At 40.8% G+C, this 17,937-nt stretch carries 14 protein-coding genes; 8 read left to right on the plus strand and 6 right to left on the minus strand.

Annotated elements, in window-relative coordinates; genetic code table 11:
• Positions 1 to 114: 114 nt before the first annotated feature.
• The 3 genes from hpsE (AC2D3N_RS16070) to clpB form a co-directional block, all read right to left on the minus strand.
• Positions 115 to 1,065: a hormogonium polysaccharide biosynthesis glycosyltransferase HpsE gene (gene hpsE / locus AC2D3N_RS16070; RefSeq protein WP_484691475.1), complete on the minus strand. Its 951-nt coding sequence runs from the start codon at positions 1,063 to 1,065 to the stop codon at positions 115 to 117.
• Positions 1,062 to 2,015: a hormogonium polysaccharide biosynthesis glycosyltransferase HpsE gene (gene hpsE, locus AC2D3N_RS16075; RefSeq protein WP_484691476.1), complete on the minus strand. Its 954-nt coding sequence runs from the start codon at positions 2,013 to 2,015 to the stop codon at positions 1,062 to 1,064. Before hpsE (AC2D3N_RS16075) ends, hpsE (AC2D3N_RS16070) begins: the two co-directional genes overlap by 4 nt.
• Before the next feature lie 94 nt (positions 2,016 to 2,109).
• Entirely contained in the window at positions 2,110 to 4,959 is a 2,850-nt protein-coding gene (gene clpB / locus AC2D3N_RS16080) for an ATP-dependent chaperone ClpB (protein ID WP_484691477.1), read from the minus strand.
• Positions 4,960 to 5,088: 129 nt separating this feature from the next.
• On the opposite strand from clpB, the gene AC2D3N_RS16085 reads away from it, so the two are divergent.
• The 3 genes from AC2D3N_RS16085 to AC2D3N_RS16095 all read left to right on the plus strand — a co-directional run bounded on the left by AC2D3N_RS16085 (position 5,089) and on the right by AC2D3N_RS16095 (position 5,974).
• The gene (locus tag AC2D3N_RS16085) at positions 5,089 to 5,226 is read left to right on the plus strand and encodes a hypothetical protein (RefSeq protein ID WP_484691478.1); all 138 of its coding nucleotides are present in this window, start codon (positions 5,089 to 5,091) and stop codon (positions 5,224 to 5,226) included.
• A gap of 226 nt (positions 5,227 to 5,452) precedes the next feature.
• Positions 5,453 to 5,662 (plus strand): transcription antiterminator/RNA stability regulator CspE, encoded by a 210-nt coding sequence (gene cspE, locus AC2D3N_RS16090; RefSeq protein WP_079678308.1) that lies wholly within the window; start codon positions 5,453 to 5,455, stop codon positions 5,660 to 5,662.
• Positions 5,663 to 5,764: 102 nt separating this feature from the next.
• Positions 5,765 to 5,974, plus strand: coding sequence for a cold shock domain-containing protein (locus AC2D3N_RS16095; RefSeq protein ID WP_079678307.1), 210 nt, complete (start codon positions 5,765 to 5,767; stop codon positions 5,972 to 5,974).
• Between the two features lie 118 nt (positions 5,975 to 6,092).
• On the opposite strand, the gene hpsP is transcribed toward AC2D3N_RS16095, so the two are convergent.
• The 3 genes from hpsP to AC2D3N_RS16110 all read right to left on the minus strand — a co-directional run bounded on the left by hpsP (position 6,093) and on the right by AC2D3N_RS16110 (position 10,056).
• Complete coding sequence (gene hpsP, locus AC2D3N_RS16100) at positions 6,093 to 7,280, minus strand: hormogonium polysaccharide biosynthesis glycosyltransferase HpsP (RefSeq protein ID WP_484691479.1); 1,188 nt, start codon at positions 7,278 to 7,280, stop codon at positions 6,093 to 6,095.
• An 89-nt stretch (positions 7,281 to 7,369) separates the two neighbouring features.
• Positions 7,370 to 8,692 carry an MFS transporter gene (locus tag AC2D3N_RS16105; RefSeq protein WP_484691480.1) on the minus strand — a complete coding sequence of 441 codons (1,323 nt, stop codon included), beginning with the start codon at positions 8,690 to 8,692 and terminating at the stop codon, positions 7,370 to 7,372.
• A 119-nt stretch (positions 8,693 to 8,811) separates the two neighbouring features.
• The gene (locus AC2D3N_RS16110) at positions 8,812 to 10,056 is read right to left on the minus strand and encodes a glycosyltransferase (protein WP_484691481.1); all 1,245 of its coding nucleotides are present in this window, start codon (positions 10,054 to 10,056) and stop codon (positions 8,812 to 8,814) included.
• A 49-nt stretch (positions 10,057 to 10,105) separates the two neighbouring features.
• On the opposite strand from AC2D3N_RS16110, the gene AC2D3N_RS16115 reads away from it, so the two are divergent.
• The 5 genes from AC2D3N_RS16115 to AC2D3N_RS16135 all read left to right on the plus strand — a co-directional run bounded on the left by AC2D3N_RS16115 (position 10,106) and on the right by AC2D3N_RS16135 (position 17,697).
• Positions 10,106 to 11,998: a fatty acyl-AMP ligase gene (locus tag AC2D3N_RS16115; RefSeq protein WP_484691482.1), complete on the plus strand. Its 1,893-nt coding sequence runs from the start codon at positions 10,106 to 10,108 to the stop codon at positions 11,996 to 11,998.
• A 263-nt stretch (positions 11,999 to 12,261) separates the two neighbouring features.
• Positions 12,262 to 14,052, plus strand: a complete 1,791-nt coding sequence (locus AC2D3N_RS16120; protein ID WP_484691483.1) for a fatty acyl-AMP ligase — start codon at positions 12,262 to 12,264, stop codon at positions 14,050 to 14,052.
• Between the two features lie 228 nt (positions 14,053 to 14,280).
• Entirely contained in the window at positions 14,281 to 14,760 is a 480-nt protein-coding gene (locus AC2D3N_RS16125) for a phosphopantetheine-binding protein (RefSeq protein ID WP_079678302.1), read from the plus strand.
• On the plus strand, positions 14,753 to 16,066 hold the full coding sequence (locus AC2D3N_RS16130) for an aminotransferase class I/II-fold pyridoxal phosphate-dependent enzyme (RefSeq protein ID WP_484691484.1): 1,314 nt from the start codon (positions 14,753 to 14,755) through the stop codon (positions 16,064 to 16,066). Before AC2D3N_RS16125 ends, AC2D3N_RS16130 begins: the two co-directional genes overlap by 8 nt.
• Before the next feature lie 65 nt (positions 16,067 to 16,131).
• Positions 16,132 to 17,697, plus strand: a complete 1,566-nt coding sequence (locus AC2D3N_RS16135; protein ID WP_079678300.1) for a B12-binding domain-containing radical SAM protein — start codon at positions 16,132 to 16,134, stop codon at positions 17,695 to 17,697.
• Positions 17,698 to 17,937 lie beyond the last annotated feature (240 nt).

The raw sequence follows: 17,937 nt of genomic DNA on the forward strand, positions 1-17,937 counted from the left end.
TCTCGATTATTTATAAGTAGCTAAACAAAATTAATTGCCTATTTTCGATCTAAATTATCAAGCATTTTTTTCATATATTTAATTAAGATTGATTGATTTTAATTGATTTTGATTTTATTTTTTAAACTGTCTATTCAAAAAATAAAAAAAACTCCTAACCCGGCTTAAATAAATCTGCATTTGACACTCAGCAATTAAATCAGTTTTAAGCTGACCCTGATATTTAAAATAATGCCGCATAGCATTGTAACTATTTCCTACTACAGTTCGCGCTAAAATTATCGGCTTTTCATAGAAGTTAGCACCAATCATTCGTAAGGAACAAAAAGATAAACACGACCCCTGAATCAAAGATAATAAGTAATCCCGTTTGAGTCGCCAAGCCGGAATCTGATGATAGGTGTGCATAGAGGGATTATACCAAATTTCCCAGCCTGCTTTATGTAAATACATCAAGGGTTCCCAATCATCCCCTTGCACCATTTTTCCCCCGGGTAACTTCCCACTCATTTGAGGTTGCTTGGGTACAACTTGACTCCACACCTGCTTTCTAACCACCATTGCTGCTCCTGGGGGTAAGCTTAACACCTGGGGTTGATAACGGTTGGGTTCTGGCCCCCGTTCTCGAATGGCTAAAAATCCCTCAATGGCCTTAAAATTTTCTGGGGGTGGCACTTCATAAACTCCATGAATTTGTCCGCCATAAGCGCCCGCTTGGGGATAAAGCTGTGCAAAATTATGGGCTTGGGCTACCCAATTTTCATCCGGCCAGTTATCATCATCCAGAAACCCAATTAACTCCCCTTGGGCTTCCTCTAGTCCCCGTTGTCTGGCAAAAGCGGCACCCTGTTTGGCTTCAAATACATACTTGAGCGGGAAAACTTCTTGCCAAGATGCAATGGTATTCTGAACTATATTGGCCGTTTGATCATTACTATTATTATCAACAACAATAATTTCCCAAGTGATATTTTCTGTTCCAGTTTGCGATCGCAATTTCTCTAACACATCAGGAACCCGACTGGCTCCATTATAGGTGGGAATCACAACAGTAAAATCGGTCATAATTTTTTGAGATAAGATGTTTTCCACAAATAAAAGGGACTAATCACACTACTTTTTAAAAATTCCATTTCACAAGCTGCCACCACATCGGTTTTTAATTCTTTTCGATGTTTAAGATAGTAAGCGATCGCCTTTCTCATATCATTTCCTAACCCCAGAGGAAATAATAACGGCCGTTGCCAAGGTTTTAACCGTAACATCCGAATATGATGCCGTGCTAACCCTGTACTGCGCATCAAAAATAATAAATAATCCCGTTCTAACCGTTTTTGGGGAATTTGATGATAGAGGTGCATTTCCGAATTATACCAAATTTCCCACCCGGCATTTTGAATATACATAATCGCTTCTAAGTCTTCACTATTCAAAATAGATTGACTGGAACGTCCACTTAAAAAGGTGTCTTCTGGTACAGTTTCTAACCAAACTTGACGACGCACTACCAACCCCGCAGAAGGCGGTAACATCTTCATTTGAGGTTCATATAAATGGGGACTATCTCCCCGTTCCGTAATGGCAAAAAAACTGGAAATACGACTAAAATTAGGAGGGGTTTCTACTTCATAAACTCCATGAATTTGACTCCCAAATGCCCCAGCTTTAGGATGGTTTTGAGCAAATTCATAGGCTTTTTCCACCCAATCTAAGGCGGGTAATGTATCATCATCTAAGAAGCCAATCAATAACGATTCCGACTCTTTAATGGCTCGTTTTCGAGCGAAGGCTGCCCCTTGTTCTGTTTCTAAAACAAATTTTAAAGGAACAATATCTGACCAATTATCTTGATAGGTTTTAACTAATTCTGCGGTACTATCCGTACTATTATTATCAACAATTATAATTTCCCATTGAATTTGTTCTGTTCCGGTTTGCGATCGCAATTTCTCCAAAACCGCAGGCAAACGGGTCGCCCCATTATAGGTAGGAATCGCAATAGTAATATCAACCATAGGAGTTACAAGGATTAAAATTTCTTGCTTTTATTATAGCTGAGTCAAATTTTAGGAGACGTTGGATCGAACGTCCCTCAAGTTAAATCAAAATCTATTCATCCTTCACGGTTTCAACCGTAATAATATCATCCCCCTCTGCTGTTTTAGATGTGGTTAATATCACGGGCTGAACATCCATTTCCAACGGATCAGATATTGTCTTTCTCATCGGTTGAACATTCATAATTAACGGTTCTTCTTTAGCTTTAGGAATCAAAGGTTGATGATTAAAGACTAATTTTTCATCTTCATAATCCACATAAATTGTATCTTCCGTGACGAACTTCTGTTCTAACAATAAATTTGCAATATGGTTTTCCAATTCCCGTTGAATCGCACGTTTTAACGGTCTAGCCCCATAGACTGGATCATAACCAATATCCGCTAAATAATCTAAGGTTGCAGGTGATAATTCAATGGATATTTTTTGATCTGATAATAACCTTTGAATCCGTTTAACTTGAATCGCCACAATATACCGTAATTCCCCTTTACTTAACGGATGGAATAGAATAGTATCATCCACCCGATTTAAAAATTCTGGGCGAAAATGCGATCGCAAAGCCGTCATCACTCGCTTCTCCATTTCCCCATAACGGGACTCATCCCCCGCCACATCTAAAATATGTTCCCCCCCAATATTACTGGTCATCACAATAACAGTATTTCTAAAATCCACCGTCCTTCCTTGGGAGTCGGTAATCCGGCCATCATCTAATACTTGTAATAGGATATTAAACACATCGGGATGGGCTTTTTCCACCTCATCAAATAAAATCACCGAGTAGGGATGGCGTCGCACCGCTTCCGATAGTTGACCGCCTTCGTCATACCCCACATAGCCCGGAGGCGCGCCCACCAACCGAGAAACCGCGTGTTTTTCCATATATTCGGACATATCAATCCGAATAATCGACTCCTCGCTATCAAATAAAAACTCCGCTAAGGCCTTCGCTAACTCGGTTTTCCCCACCCCCGTCGGCCCCATAAATAGGAAAGATCCAATGGGACGCCCGGGATCTTTCATCCCCGCCCGCGCCCTTCTAATCGCAGCCGAAACCGCCGCCACCGCCTCCTGTTGTCCGATCACCCGTTGATGTAAATGACTCTCTAAGCGCAGTAATTTCTGCCGTTCTGACTCTAATAAACGGTTAACAGGTATCCCCGTCCATTTAGCAATAATCCCCGCGATATCGGCTTCCGTGACCTCCTCACGCAACATCGAAGAACCCTCGGATTGTAACTTAACTAATTCCGCTTCTTTGCCTTCCCGTTCCTGATGTAAAACTTCCAATTGACCATACTTTAATTGGGCGGCTTTGTTTAAATCATAGGCCCGTTCTGCCTGTTCAATTTGGACTCGTAATTCTTCTTCATCTTCCTTGAGTTTATTAATACTATCTAGGAGTTGTTTTTCCCCTTGCCATTGGGAGGCTAGCTTTTCCTGTTTAGTTTTTAAACTCTCGATTTCTTCCTTAATTCTGCCTAAACGAATTGCCACCCCCCCATCATTTCGACGGTTATTTTCCCCCGTTCCTAAACTTTCTCCTTCTATGGATAATTTTTCCATTTCTAACTGCATGACCCGCCGATCAATTTGTTCTAATTCCACGGGTTTGGAGGTAATTTCCATTTTTAATTGGGCGGCGGCTTCATCGACCACGTCAATGGCTTTATCGGGTAGAAAGCGATCGCTAATATAACGACTTGATAACATCGCCGCCGCCACTAATGCACTATCCGTAATTTTTACCCCATGATGGCGCTCGTAACGGTCTTTTAATCCTCTTAAAATTGAGATCGTATCTTCAGGAGAAGGTTGATCGACATAAACTTGTTGAAACCGTCTTTCTAAAGCCGGATCTTTTTCAATATGTTTGCGATATTCGTCAACAGTTGAAGCACCAATACACCGCAATTCCCCCCTGGCTAACATGGGTTTGAGTAAATTACTGGCATCCATTCCCGATGAAGCACCCCCGGAACCCGCCCCAACCACGGTATGCAATTCATCAATAAATAACACAACTTGTCCTTCCGAATGGGTGACTTCTCTTAATACCGATCGCAGTCTTTCTTCAAATTCTCCCCGATATTTGGCTCCAGCAATTAAACTTCCCATATCTAAGGAAATTAACTGGCGATTTTTTAAGGATTCTGGCACATCTCCGTTCACAATTCGTTGGGCTAAACCTTCGGCGATCGCTGTTTTTCCGACTCCCGGTTCTCCAATTAACACCGGATTATTTTTAGTTCTGCGAGATAAACAACTGACCACCCGCCGCACTTCCTCATCCCGACCAATCACCGGATCAAGTTTTCCGGCTTTCGCCAATTCTGTTAAGTCTTTACCATATTTTTTTAAGGCTTCATAACTGGTTTCTGGGCTTTGGGTTTCGACCTTTGAACTCCCCCGAATCGCTTTAATCGCCTCCTCTAATTTCGGACGAATCGAAGGAGAACGGCCCGGACGATCATAACCCGGACGTCCGGGCCGTTGACTGGTGGGGGTTTCTCCGGCCAGTAGTTTCCGACCAATGCGGTCATCTTCCGAGAAAGCCAGGATTAAATGTTCAATGGAGATAAAACCATCCTGTAGGGCTTGACGGTCTGCTTCGGCTTGATCCAATAATAAATCTAAGCTCTGTCCTAAATATAAATGGTCGATGCGTCCGACCTTGGGCTGGCGTTTGGTAAAGGCTTCCAATTGTTGGCTAAAAATATCCGTATCGACTCCCGCCCGACTCAGGAGGGTAGTGGCGAGTCCATTTTGTTCGAGCAGGGCGATCAGCAGATGTTCGACTTCTAAATTCTGATTTTGAAAACGACGCGCCACATCTTGGGATTTAACCACGGCTTCCCAGGCTTTATCTGTAAATTTTGTCGGATCGGTCGGTTGCATCGTTGGGGGGATCAATAAGGGGTAAAAATAGTCATTCATATACTGCCCCTATTGTAACTACATCTGGGCGCAACCCGTGAATTGATGTAGGATTGGTGGAGAAAGGGCGATTACGTTGGTGCAGATCTGATGTTCCGATCAGATGAAAATACCTTTCTACTAGATCGCAAAAGCCATTTAGAGCCAACTTTAATTAGATTGCTCAGTGATATAACTTTTACAGGGGACTTAATTAATACTTTAATTTCTGGGGATATCGAAGTATGAGCATTAAGAAGATTGCGCCGATAAGAAAAATAAATTGTGGGGGCATGATCTTCTTGAACACAATCGATCTGAATTGGATCGGATGATTTTATCAGTCAGACCTTTTTTATTTGTCGAAATTTGATCCTTGAGTAAGCTAAACTATAATAGACATATCCAAAAATTTCAATCAAACTCTTATAGAATAGTGGTTTGAGGTTAATTTTATTTCCCTAGAGGTTAAAACATGGCTAAAACGAAAGGTCGGGTCAAATGGTTCAACGACTCCAAAGGCTTTGGTTTCATTACCCCCGAGGATGGCTCTAAAGATATTTTTGTCCACCACTCGGCTATTCAAAGCGGTGGCTTTAAAAGCCTAGCTGAAGGCCAGGTTGTGGAATTCGAGATCGAACAGGGTCAAAAAGGCCCCTCCGCAGTGAATGTGATTCTTTTATAAGACTTGCTCACGGTCTTTCTTTAGATAACTCCCTCGTGTGATCGCTCTACAAAGTCGGCGATCACAGGTTCGTGGTGATCATAATTCCCTAGAGGTCAAAACATGGCTAGAATGAAAGGTCAGGTCAAATGGTTCAACGCAGAAAAAGGCTTTGGTTTCATTGCCCCCGCGGATGGCTCTAAAGATGTTTTTGTGCACTTCTCGGCTATTCAAAGCAACAGCTTTAAAACCCTGGAGGAAGGCCAGGTTGTGGAGTTCGAGACCGAACCGGGGCCAAAAGGCCCCTCCGCAGTGAATGTGACTCTTTTATAAGACTTGCTCACGGTCTTTCTTAAGATAATTCCCCTCGTGCGATCGCCGATTTTGTAAAGCGATCGCTTTTTGATCCTTGTAGCTCCCACAAATAGAAAGATAGAGCTTATATCTAACTTTATAATGATCTTGAAGTTGAAATTAATCCTTGATAGGCTTGAATCATTTGTTGAGCGATCGCATCCCAACTATAATAATTTAAGGCATAATTTTGAGCATTTAATCCTCGCTGTTGACGTTCCTGTGGGTTAGTTAATGCGGTTTCTATTAAACTTGCAATTTCATCAATATTGCCATTTCCGACCCAACCTCCTTGGGCTTTTTCCACATCTTCCCAAATATAAATTCCCTTGGAAATCACCACCGGAGTACCAACCGCCATCGCCTCTGCGACGGCAATTCCAAAATTTTCATAATAGGAAGGTAAAACAAATAAATCCGCTATTGTTAATAAAGCGGTTTTGATTTCTCCGGTGACAAACCCGGGAATTATTGTTTTTTCGCCTAAAGGAGATTGTTGAATTTGTTGTTTGATTTTGGCCTCATATTCGGGATCTTGAGGATTAGAACCTGCTAAAATAAATTGAAACTCTAATCCGGTTTTTAAGACTTTTTCTAAAGCCGGAATCAAAATATCCAGTCCTTTTTTGGGTTCAATTCGAGATAAGAATAAAATAATCGGAATATTCGGCTTTATTTCTAAATGGGATAAAATTACTTGGGGAATTTCGGTTAATTCAGGTAAAGTTACGCCTAAAGGAATCACTAAATCATTCGTTTTGACTCCAAATCGTTCCGATATTCGGGCTTCTTCCTGACTGGTAAAATGAATCGCCGCCGCCCCGGCAATATTGGGACGTTCTAATAAGGCTGCATAGAGTTTTTTTAACTGTTTTTTCTTGTTTAAATCGGCTGGATCAAGGGTTCCTAATGGGCGTAAAATATAGGGTAATTTTTGATAACGGGCGACGGTTGCAGCCACCGAAGTTACGGGAGAAAATAAGGCATGAATATGGGCTAAATCATATTCAGAGGCGTGGTTTTTTAGCCAGTTTAATAAATCTAAAGAAAATTTATAACGACGAAAGGGAGAACAGGGAAAATAGCGAATTTGATAACCCTTTTCCTGTACGGGAATATCCAAAGGAACATCTAAGGGCGGTTGTCCGCGATCGCCATTAGAATTTGTGGTTAAAACTGTGACCTCAACCCCCAGTTTTCCTAACGCTGAAGATAGACCCCGGATCATTTGACTCGGGCCACCATATACTAAAGAAATTGAAGGAATAATTTGTAGAATTTTCATAATAAGTTAAGAGTTAATAGTATTTAGTAACCTGTTAAAAGATTTACAAGATTTGAAAGAGAGACGCGTCCTGGCACGTCTCTACATTGTTAACTGATGACGGGAATGGCATCAGGAATTTCTTTTTCAACTCGTCGTAAACGAGGCATTCGATAGGCAATTAAAGCGGCTACAATATTGAGGATACCAATTAACATAAATAATAACCCACTTCCTCGTCCCGCGCCGACTCCAATAATTTGACCGATACTATCAGCTAAGAGTCCACCGGGTTTCATCATGGGTTCTAAAACCCGATCAGCTAAGGGCCCAACGGTTAAATGGGATAGAATTAAAAGCGATCGCTCGACCACACTTTGTAAAGAAAAGATCCGTCCTTGTAATTCAAAGGGTATTTTAGATTGCCAGATGGTGTGATTACTACTAACAATAAAAGGCCGGGCAAATAAATAACCAAATCCCCCAATTCCAGCTAGGAAAATCGAAGGTCTAAACCCGCTCAAACACAGACATAAACCCTGTAAACCCACTAACCATAAAATTGCTTTCATCCGGTTTTTAGGGCCGCCCCAAATACTGACCGCCACGCTTCCGAGAAGCATTCCACAACCACTAATAGAAAGAATTAAGCCTAATTGTTGACTACTGGCAAAGGTTAAAACCACAGGCCAGAATAAAATAGCAAGCATTCCTTCGGTAAAGTAGGTGATAGCAAAAAAGCCTAATAATTTTTTTAAACCGGGACGCATGAGAATATAATCCCAAGCGGAAAGAGTTTCTTTCCAAAGTCGGTTAAAACTTAAGGGTTTTTGTTGGGATTTTGAAGGTTCTACTTTGGGAAAACGTACAATTAATAAAGTAATTAACCCTAAAACAAAGGTTCCAGAATCAATAATTAAAATTGAACCAATGCCAATACTCCCGACTAAAATTCCCGCAACCGTTGGGCCAGAAATTTTAGCGATCGCCCTAGAAACTTGCACCATGCCATTAGCGCGACTCAAATCATTGCGGGGAACCAGTTGGGGAATGGAGGCCATATAAGCGGGCCATTGGAAGGCACCGGAAATGGAACTAATGGATACAGCGACGTAAATATGCCAAACTTCTAAACGGTTAGAAAACACCAATACCATTAATATTAAGGTTCCGACCGCCGCAATAATATCATTAATAATCATCGCGCCGCGACGACTGGAACGGTCTACAATAGCACCTGCCAGGGGGGAAATCAATAGATTTGGCAGATGAATACAAACAGAAATCAGGGCAAACTGGGTAATGGAACCTGTGGTTTGATACACCCAAACCCCCAAGGCAAATTCGGTTAAGCTGGAACCAAACATAGAAACAATTTGTCCCAACCAAACCAGCAAAAAAGTCGGCATACGTTCTTTGTCCCACGGTTTCATCAGTTATAGCTTGCTTATATTAAGTATTGTAAAGAGCATTTGTCAATCTGTTTCAATATTAAGCAACTGATTTGAAGGAAACACCAAGGTACAAAGACACAAAGAGATTTAAAATTAGGTTAATTGGAGAATTTTTGATTGGCTTCCTGAAGTTTTTGTTCCCAAATATTAACTAAATTTTTAATAACTACATCCCAACTGTAATTTCCGACGGATTCTATTCCTCGATTTCCTAGGGTTTTTCTTAATAGAGGATCATCGATTAATTGTTTTAATTTGTGAGTAAAATCCTCGGAATCTTGAGGGGTATATAAAAATCCATTTTCCCCATCTTGAACATTTTCTACTAGTCCTCCCGCCCGGGGAACTAATACTGGAATTCCCGAGGCAAAAGCTTCTAATACGGTTAATCCTCTCGATTCCCGTTCTGAGGTGGTAATATGAATATCGCTATTAGCATAAACCGCCGGAACCTGGTCATAAGCCACCCGACCCAGGAAATAGACATGACGGGTAAATTTTGTTAAACCTGCGATGATTTCGTCCTGCATTTGTCCATCCCCAATAATAATAAAACCCACTTTTTCTAAATCAATTTTTTCTGCAATTTTTGCGATGGTTTTTAAGGTGAAATTCCAGCCCTTATCGGGAGTTAAACGACCCACAAAGATTAATTTAGTTAACCCATCTAATTCGGGTAAATTATAATAGGTTTTAAAAAAGTGTTCTTCCTTTAAATTGGGATCAAAGCGTTGGGCATCAAATCCGGCTAAATTCTCGTAAATTGCATTGGTAATTCCCATCTGGGGGGCGAGTTGATAGGTGATTTTGCTGGTAAATAAGGTGACATCATAACCGTTATAAATCCAAGCAAAAATTCTTCTAAATATTTCTCTAATAATTTCAACGGCAAATTTTGGCAAGGGAATATAATCTTCAGCGTAGGATAAAAACCAAGTTCTAAAAAACGCAATACAGGGAATATTGGCTTTTTTAGCATAGTCTATTCCAGCCCGTCTAAAAAATCCAAAAAACAGCCTTTCTGGTTCATCGACATGAACTAAATCTGGCTGAAATTTTTCTAATTCTTTTAATAAAATAGAATAGGATGTAATAGAGGGGTTACGTTCAAAATCTAATCCTAAAAATGGCGTACTAGGTAAATTTAAAACTCGCACACCTGGTAAAATGTTTCCGCTATATTCTCGCCAATTGGGATAAACAGTTTCAATGGTGCTATAGTCGGGACAAAAAAATAAAACCTCATGTCCCCACTGACTTAACCTTTGTAGTCGCATCATGGCGCTAACAGTAACACCATCAATAACGGGGAAAAAACCAGAGGAAATAATGGCAATTTTCATTTAAACTGTACTTCTATCGTAGTGAGTCCTTTAGGACTCTATCTTAGGTATGAGCAATTTTTCTAATTTAGTCGATTTATTGCGCGATCGCGCCGAATCTCAACCGGATCAACTCGCTTATCGGTTTTTAGCCGATGGAGAAACCGAGTCGGGAACTTTGACCTATCAACAGTTATATCAACAAGCCGTCCAAATTGCATCTTATTTACAATCATTTTTATCCCCAGGCGATCGGGTTTTAGTCATTTATCCCTATAGTGCGGGATTAGAATTTATTGCGGCGTTTTTTGGCTGTTTATATGCGGGTGCGATCGCCGTTACCGATAATCCTCCGGTATCTACCCAAGCAATTGTTAAGTTACAAACCCGTTTAGAATCGTCTCAATGTCGGGCAATTTTAAGTACAAAAGCGTTAATTGAACACCTACAAACCCAACTCGCCAACTTTCCCAAAACCAAAGTAGAGACGTTCCATGGAACGTCTCTACCTTGGGTGGCGACCGATGACCTTTTGACTCAAAACCTCGCTACAAACTGGCAAGAACCGCAAATTAATGGGGATACAATTGCTTTTTTACAATATACCTCTGGTTCAACGGGAACCCCAAAAGGTGTAATTGTTACCCATCAAAATGTTCTACATAATTCGGCAATTATTTATAACGCTTTTGGACATCATAACAATAGTCAAGGGTTAATTTGGCTACCCCTATTTCACGATATGGGATTAATTGGAGGGGTAATTCAACCCTTATATGGACAATTTCCCGTAACATTAATGTCACCTGTTTCTTTAGTACAAAAACCCTTTCGTTGGTTAGAAGCAGTTTCTGAATATCAAGCCACCACCAGCGGCGGGCCAAATTTTGCCTATGATTTGGTTTGTCGGACAGCGACGCCTGAAAAGCTAGAAAAGTTAGATTTAAGTTCCTGGGATGTGGCCTTTTCCGGTGCCGAACCTGTGCGTTGGGACACTTTAAAACGGTTCACAGAAATTTTTGGCCCCTGTGGGTTCAAACTGGAGGCGTTTTATCCCTGCTACGGAATGGCTGAAACCACCCTGTTTATTTCCGGTGGACACAAACACTTAACCCCCAAAGTGATCTGGGTCGATCCCGTCGCCCTAGAACAAAATCAAGTTATCCCCAAACAACCAACCGATCAGCATTCCCTCACCTCCCCCACCTCCCCTACTCCCCCTACTCCCCCTGCCTCCCCTGCCTCCCCTGCCTCCCCTGCCCCCCCTGCCCCCCCTGCCTCCCCTGCCCCCCCTGCTCGCTCTTTCGTCAGTTGTGGGTTTCCCTGGTTAGGGGATGAGGTAATAATTGTCGATCCTGAAAAATTAACGCGACGAGACGCGGATCAAGTTGGTGAAATATTAGTATGGGGGAAAGGTGTAGGTTTGGGATATTGGGATAAAACCGAAGACACGGAAACAACCTTTAAGGTTTATGTAGAAGGACGGGGGCCCTATTTACGCACGGGAGATTTAGGATTTTTATGTGATGGGGAATTGTATATTACTGGAAGGATCAAAGACATGATGATTCTTTGGGGAAGAAATCGTTATCCCCAGGAAATTGAAGCCACATTAGATACCTGTCACCCGGCTATTCGTAATGGACATAATGCGGCGTTTTCTATTGAGACGGAACTCGGAGAACAGTTAATTATTGTATCAGAAATCGAACGACGTTATTTGCGCAATTTGAACGTTGAAGAAGTGGTTAATGCTATTCGTAAAGCTGTCGCCGAACAGAATACCGTTGATGTGTTTGGGATAGTATTATTGAAAACAGCAACTATTCCTAAAACCACCAGTGGTAAAATTCAACGTCGTACCTGTCGGACTAAATTTTTAGAAGGGAGTTTAGATATTGTTGGACAATGGAAATTAGACACAGAAACCAGTCAATTGTCAGAATTGGCAAATCGTTCTTAAAAGTTAACCATCGTAGGGGTTGTAAGCGATCAGCACCCGCACCATTCCCACTTAAATTGATCATAAAACAACTAGAAAAATTATCAGTAAAAGTTAGATATTTACTGAATTTAAAAATAGTGACTCTGTGGAAATGAACACAATAAAAAGCTGAAACCCTTTAAATAAAATTAACTAGAGTAATGAACACTCCCTGTGTGTTTACAACTTCTTTGTGTCTTTGTGGTTAAATATAGATAACAAAACCTTACTCAATTTTTTACATGACTGAGCAATTAAATTCCTGGCAATGGACAACGTTAACTGAACTATTACAATATCGGGCAACTTATCAACCAGATAAAATAGCCTATACTTTTTTAGTTGATGGGGAAACCGAAACTGTTACTTTAACCTATCAACAGTTAAACCAAAAAGCCAGAACAATTGCCTCTAAATTACAATCCATTTGTCAACCTCAAAATCCAGTTTTATTATTGTATCAACCAGGATTAGACTATATTAGCGCGTTTTTTGGTTGTTTGTATGCCGGAGTAATTGCAGTTCCCGCCTATCCTCCTAAACCAGATCGATCACTTCCCCGTTTACAGGCTATTATTGCTGATACAAATGCGACTGTTGCGTTAACTACTGAATCTACATTATCAAGTTTACAACGATTTTTTCCACAAATGTCTGATATTGCGCCGTTAAACTGGTTAGCAACAGATACCATAGATTATGAAATCGAAAAAAATTGGCAACCTCACTCTATTGATAGTCAAACTCTTGCCTTTTTACAATATACTTCCGGTTCTACGTCAACCCCCAAAGGGGTGATGATTTCCCATCAGAATTTATTACATAATTTAACCGCAATTTATAATTATTTTGGTCATTCTTCTGAAAGTACGGGGGTAATTTGGTTACCTCCCTATCACGATATGGGATTAATTGGTGGAGTTTTAGAACCTTTATTTGGGGGATTTCCAGTGATTTTAATGTCTCCTTTGATGTTTGTGCAAAATCCGTTACGCTGGTTACAAACTATTTCTAGGTATGGGGCAACTACCAGTGGCGGGCCAAATTTTGCCTATGATTTATGTGTGAAAAAAGTATTAGGAAAAGCCGGGCTAAGTTTACCCCCAAAATTAGAAAATTTAGATTTAAGTAGCTGGGAAGTGGCTTTTAATGGAGCCGAACCGATTTATCATAAAGTCTTAGAACGATTTACTCAAACCTTTGCTCAATATGGGTTTAGGCAAGAGGCTTTTTATCCCTGTTATGGTATGGCGGAAGCGACTTTAATTATTACTGGAGGCTTAAAAACAGCACCGCCAATTTTTAAAACCGTTGATGCTATTGCTTTAGAGAATCATCGGATTGTAGTAATTGATGAAGTGGCTACTAATTTAACAGCCAATACAAAAACATTAGTCGGTTGTGGTCAATGTTTATCGGATCAAAAAATATTAATTGTTAATCCTAAAACCTGGAATATTTGTGAACCAGGAAAAGTCGGAGAAATTTGGGTTTCAGGGCCGAGTATAGGACAGGGATATTGGAATAAACCCCAGGAAACTGAAATGCTGTTTAATGCCTATTTAAAAACGGGGGAAGGGCCGTTTTTAAGGACTGGAGATTTGGGATTTTTAGACCATCAGGAAATATTTATTACCGGAAGAATTAAAGATATTATTATTATTAATGGTCGTAACCACTATCCCCAAGATATTGAATGGACAGTTGAACAAAGTCACCCCCTAATTAGACCCAGTAGCGTCGCCGGATTTTCGATTGATAGGTCGGGAGAAGAACGGTTAGTGATAGCAGCAGAAGTAGAACGTCAATATTGGCAACAAATCCGCATCTGGGATAATAATAACGGTTCTGCCAAAACCTCCCCTCAACAGATGGTTCTTCAGTCCATCCGTCGCGCCGTGTCTCAAACCCATGATTTACAGGTTTATAAAGCGGTGTTGCTAAAACCCGGAACTTTGCCTAAAACCTCCAGTGGTAAAATTCAACGCCATGCCTGTCGTGCTAGTTTTATAGCGGGCAAATTAGGGGAGTAGGGGGAGCAGGGGAGGTCGGGGGAGTAGGGGGGCAGGGGAGGCAGGGGAGGCAGGGGGGGCAGGGGAGGCAGGGGGAGTACCCTCGCTCGCTAACAGGCAACAGGCCACGTCGTGAGCCGTGAGCCAGTCGAACGGTCGAACGGCAACGGGCAACAGGCAACGGGCAACTTAAAACAGGATTCTGTTAACTTGGGATGCTAAAGTTTTAGGGTGATGGAGGAGTGATTCATGCAAGTGTTAAATGCGTCTATGAATGGGACAAAACCCCAACAACCATCGGTAACGGTGCATCATCCAGAATCATCGGTGAATGGCATTGAGTCTTTCGAGTCTGTCGCCACAATTGAGGGGTGGTTAGTCAGTCAACTCGCGGAACGGTTGGGTTTAGAAGCGTTGGAGATTGATGTGGAGGAGGATTTTGCCAATTATGGCCTAAATTCCATCGAAGCGATTAACCTCTCTGGAGACTTGGAAACGATTTTGGGACGCCGACTTCCCCCCACCCTGTTATGGGATTATCCCAATATTTGTACTTTGGCTAAATATTTAGCCGATCACAACAACACCTTGGATATGACCCAATATCAAAAAGGGATTTCCCCCGAAGATGCGGAACATCTTTTACATCATCTAGATCAATTATCGGATGCGGATGTCGATACATTATTAAATATTTTATTATCAGAACAGGAAAAAATCAATGATTAATTTATTACCATCTGTTAGTCATTTATCTTGTCAAGAAAAACGCTCACTTTTAGCAGAACTACTTCAAAAAAAAGCAGAATCAGCTTCATTTCCTGAAATCCCTCCTGAATATTATCAAATTGAATACTTTCCCGAATATCTACATCTGAAACAACAACAGCAAGAATTGGCAGATTTAGGATTAGGAAATCCCTTTTTTACTCCCCAGGAGGGAATTGCCAATGATCGGGCTAGGATTCGAGGTCAGGACTATATTAATTATGCCACTTATAATTATTTAGGAATGTGTGGCGATTCCGTGGTTTCCCAATATGCAAAAGAGGCAATTGATCGTTATGGAACTTCCGCTTGTGCTAGTCGGTTATTATCCGGTGAAAAGGTCATTCACCAAGAATTAGAACGGGCGATCGCTGATTTTGTTGGGGTGGAAGATAGTATTGTTTTTGTGGGGGGTCATGCGACTAATGTGACCACGGTGGGGCATTTATTCGGACAACATGATCTGATTTTACATGATGCCCTGAGTCATAATAGTTTATTACAAGGAGCTTTATTATCTGGGGCGACGGCGATCGCTTTTCCCCATAATGATTGGCAAGCTTTAGATCAAATATTGCGAGAAAGGCGCCCTCGTTATCAACGGGTTTTAATTATTGTCGAAGGCGTCTACAGCACCGACGGAGATATTCCCAATTTACCCGAATTTATTCAGGTTAAAAAACATCATAAAGCCTTTTTAATGGTGGATGAAGCTCACTCTATTGGCGTATTAGGAGAACAGGGTCGAGGCATTGGAGAACATTTTGGAATTAATCCCCATGATGTAGATTTATGGATGGGAACTTTAAGCAAATCCTTTGCTAGTTGTGGAGGATATATTGCCGGATCTAAATCATTAATTGAATATCTGAAATATACCGCCCCAGGGTTTGTTTTTAGTGTGGGAATTTCTCCACCCAATGCGGCTTCTGTGATCGCAGCGATTCAGGTGTTGAAAAATGAACCTCAACGGGTAGAAAAGTTACATCAAAGGGCTAAATTATTTTTAACTTTAGCGAAGGAGCAAGGCTTAAATACCGGGTTAAGTCAAGATTCTCCCGTGATTCCGATTATTGTTGGAGATTCTTGGAAATCGGTACAACTGTCTCAAAATTTGTTCAAGCGGGGGATTAATGTACCGTTTATGTTTTATCCCTCCGTCCCTAAAAATGGCGCACGGTTACGATTTTTTATTACTTGTAACCACAAGGAAGAACAAATTCGTTATACTGTAGACACTCTTGCTGAAGAAGTGGCAAAACTATAGGAAAATCATTGATTTTCCTGGAGCTTTTAAACTTCGGAGTCTGATCTTTTACAGGGTTAATTATAATGCGTGTTCTTTTAATTTATCCCATTTTCCCCCAAAGTTTCTGGTCATTTGAAAAAGCCCTTGCCTTAGTCAACCGGAAAGCTTTACTGCCACCCTTAGGTTTAATTACGGTAGCGGCAATTCTACCTCAAGATTGGGAGTTTAAATTAGTAGACCGTAATGTTCGAGAGATCACCGAAGCAGAATGGAATTGGGCTGAATTGGTGATGGTTTCGGCAATGATTGTCCAAAAGGAAGATTTTTTGGAGCAAATTCGCGAGGCGAAACGACGGGGTAAAAAAGTCGCTGTAGGGGGCCCCTATCCCACCTCCACACCTCAAGCAGCAGAAATTGCTGGGGCGGATTATTTAGTTTTAGATGAAGGTGAAATTACTTTACCGTTATTAGTAGAAGCGATTGAAAGGGGAGATGAAAAAGGGGTTTTTCGCATAGAAGGAGACAAACCCGATGTTACGACATCTCCTATCCCCCGCTTTGATTTATTGGAGAAAGAAGCCTATGATATGATTTCTTTGCAATACTCCCGGGGCTGTCCGTTTCAGTGTGAGTTTTGCGATATTATTGTGTTATATGGACGTAAATCCCGAACCAAAACTCCGGCTCAACTTTTAGCAGAATTAGATAGGTTAAAAGAGTTAAATTTTAGTCAGGGTGTTTTCTTGGTAGATGATAATTTTATCGGCAATAAACGCAATGTTAAGTTATTGCTGAATGAATTAAAAGTCTGGATGAAGGATAATAATTATCCTTTCCGTTTAACCACGGAGGCTTCTATTGATTTAGCTCAGGATCAAGAATTAATGGATTTGATGGTTGAGTGTAATTTTAGGGCTGTATTTTTAGGGATTGAAACTCCCGATGAAGATAGTCTAAATTTAACTAAAAAATTCCAAAATACTCGTGGCTCTTTGAGTGATTCCGTGGAAAAAATTATCCGCTCTGGATTACGGGTGATGGCGGGATTTATTATTGGTTTTGATGGGGAAGAAACCGGGGCGGGCGATCGGATTGTGCGGTTTGTGGAAAAAACCACAATTCCCATTGCTATGTTTAGTATGTTGCAGGTTTTACCTAATACTGCTCTTTGGCATCGTTTGAAAAAAGAAGGGCGATTAATTGAGGAAACTGGGAATGCCAATCAAACTACCTTAATGAATTTTCGACCGACTCGACCGCTTGAAGAAATCGCCCTAGAATATGTGAATGGATTTTATGAATTATATGATCCTCAACGATATTTAGATCGCACTTATCGTCATTTTATGATGATCGGGGAGCCGAAAACTAATTCCATTGGACGGAAATTAGTGGATATGAAAACAATGCGGGCGCTATTAATTTTATGTTGGTATCAAGGGATTGTGCGGGAAACTCGTTCGACGTTTTGGCGATATTTATGGAATATTTTACGACATAAACCTCGGGTTTTAGATCATTATTTAGTGGTTTGTGGACAGGTAGAACATTTCTATGAATATCGCCAAATTGTTAAGGATCAAATTCAGCAGCAACTGAAAGAGCAACAAGTAGAAAGCCAACGTCAGCTATCGAGTGTAACGCCATAGCTGAGAAACTCAATTTTTATATCGAGAAAACGGGTTTCTGAAGCTCAAGTCTAGGTTTTATTTCTTAGCTGAAATTCAGAAACTCAGTTTTTAGATGATCTAAGATAAAATCTAATCTGTAATTTTTGTGAATTTTTTTCCTATCCTGTGGGAAAATTAAATCCATGGTTTGATTTGTTAAACTTCCACTGAGAAAAAACAGTGTCTCCGACTTATCCACAAAAACATCGGAATTTTAGG

It is taken from the genome of Planktothrix sp. PLAVEN19ND (assembly GCF_057220675.1).

What these genes read in the sequence shown, in the direction of transcription:
- AC2D3N_RS16125 (WP_079678302.1), top strand. Translation starts at nt 14,281, where the DNA reads ATGCAAGTGTTAAATGCGTCTATGAATGGGACAAAACCCCAACAACCA.
- cspE (WP_079678308.1), top strand. Translation starts at nt 5,453, where the DNA reads ATGGCTAAAACGAAAGGTCGGGTCAAATGGTTCAACGACTCCAAAGGC.
- hpsP (WP_484691479.1), bottom strand. Translation starts at nt 7,280, where the DNA reads ATGAAAATTCTACAAATTATTCCTTCAATTTCTTTAGTATATGGTGGC.
- hpsE (WP_484691476.1), bottom strand. Translation starts at nt 2,015, where the DNA reads ATGGTTGATATTACTATTGCGATTCCTACCTATAATGGGGCGACCCGT.
- AC2D3N_RS16120 (WP_484691483.1), top strand. Translation starts at nt 12,262, where the DNA reads ATGACTGAGCAATTAAATTCCTGGCAATGGACAACGTTAACTGAACTA.
- clpB (WP_484691477.1), bottom strand. Translation starts at nt 4,959, where the DNA reads ATGCAACCGACCGATCCGACAAAATTTACAGATAAAGCCTGGGAAGCC.
- AC2D3N_RS16105 (WP_484691480.1), bottom strand. Translation starts at nt 8,692, where the DNA reads ATGAAACCGTGGGACAAAGAACGTATGCCGACTTTTTTGCTGGTTTGG.
- AC2D3N_RS16110 (WP_484691481.1), bottom strand. Translation starts at nt 10,056, where the DNA reads ATGAAAATTGCCATTATTTCCTCTGGTTTTTTCCCCGTTATTGATGGT.
- AC2D3N_RS16130 (WP_484691484.1), top strand. Translation starts at nt 14,753, where the DNA reads ATGATTAATTTATTACCATCTGTTAGTCATTTATCTTGTCAAGAAAAA.
- hpsE (WP_484691475.1), bottom strand. Translation starts at nt 1,065, where the DNA reads ATGACCGATTTTACTGTTGTGATTCCCACCTATAATGGAGCCAGTCGG.
- AC2D3N_RS16095 (WP_079678307.1), top strand. Translation starts at nt 5,765, where the DNA reads ATGGCTAGAATGAAAGGTCAGGTCAAATGGTTCAACGCAGAAAAAGGC.
- AC2D3N_RS16085 (WP_484691478.1), top strand. Translation starts at nt 5,089, where the DNA reads ATGTTCCGATCAGATGAAAATACCTTTCTACTAGATCGCAAAAGCCAT.
- AC2D3N_RS16115 (WP_484691482.1), top strand. Translation starts at nt 10,106, where the DNA reads ATGAGCAATTTTTCTAATTTAGTCGATTTATTGCGCGATCGCGCCGAA.
- AC2D3N_RS16135 (WP_079678300.1), top strand. Translation starts at nt 16,132, where the DNA reads ATGCGTGTTCTTTTAATTTATCCCATTTTCCCCCAAAGTTTCTGGTCA.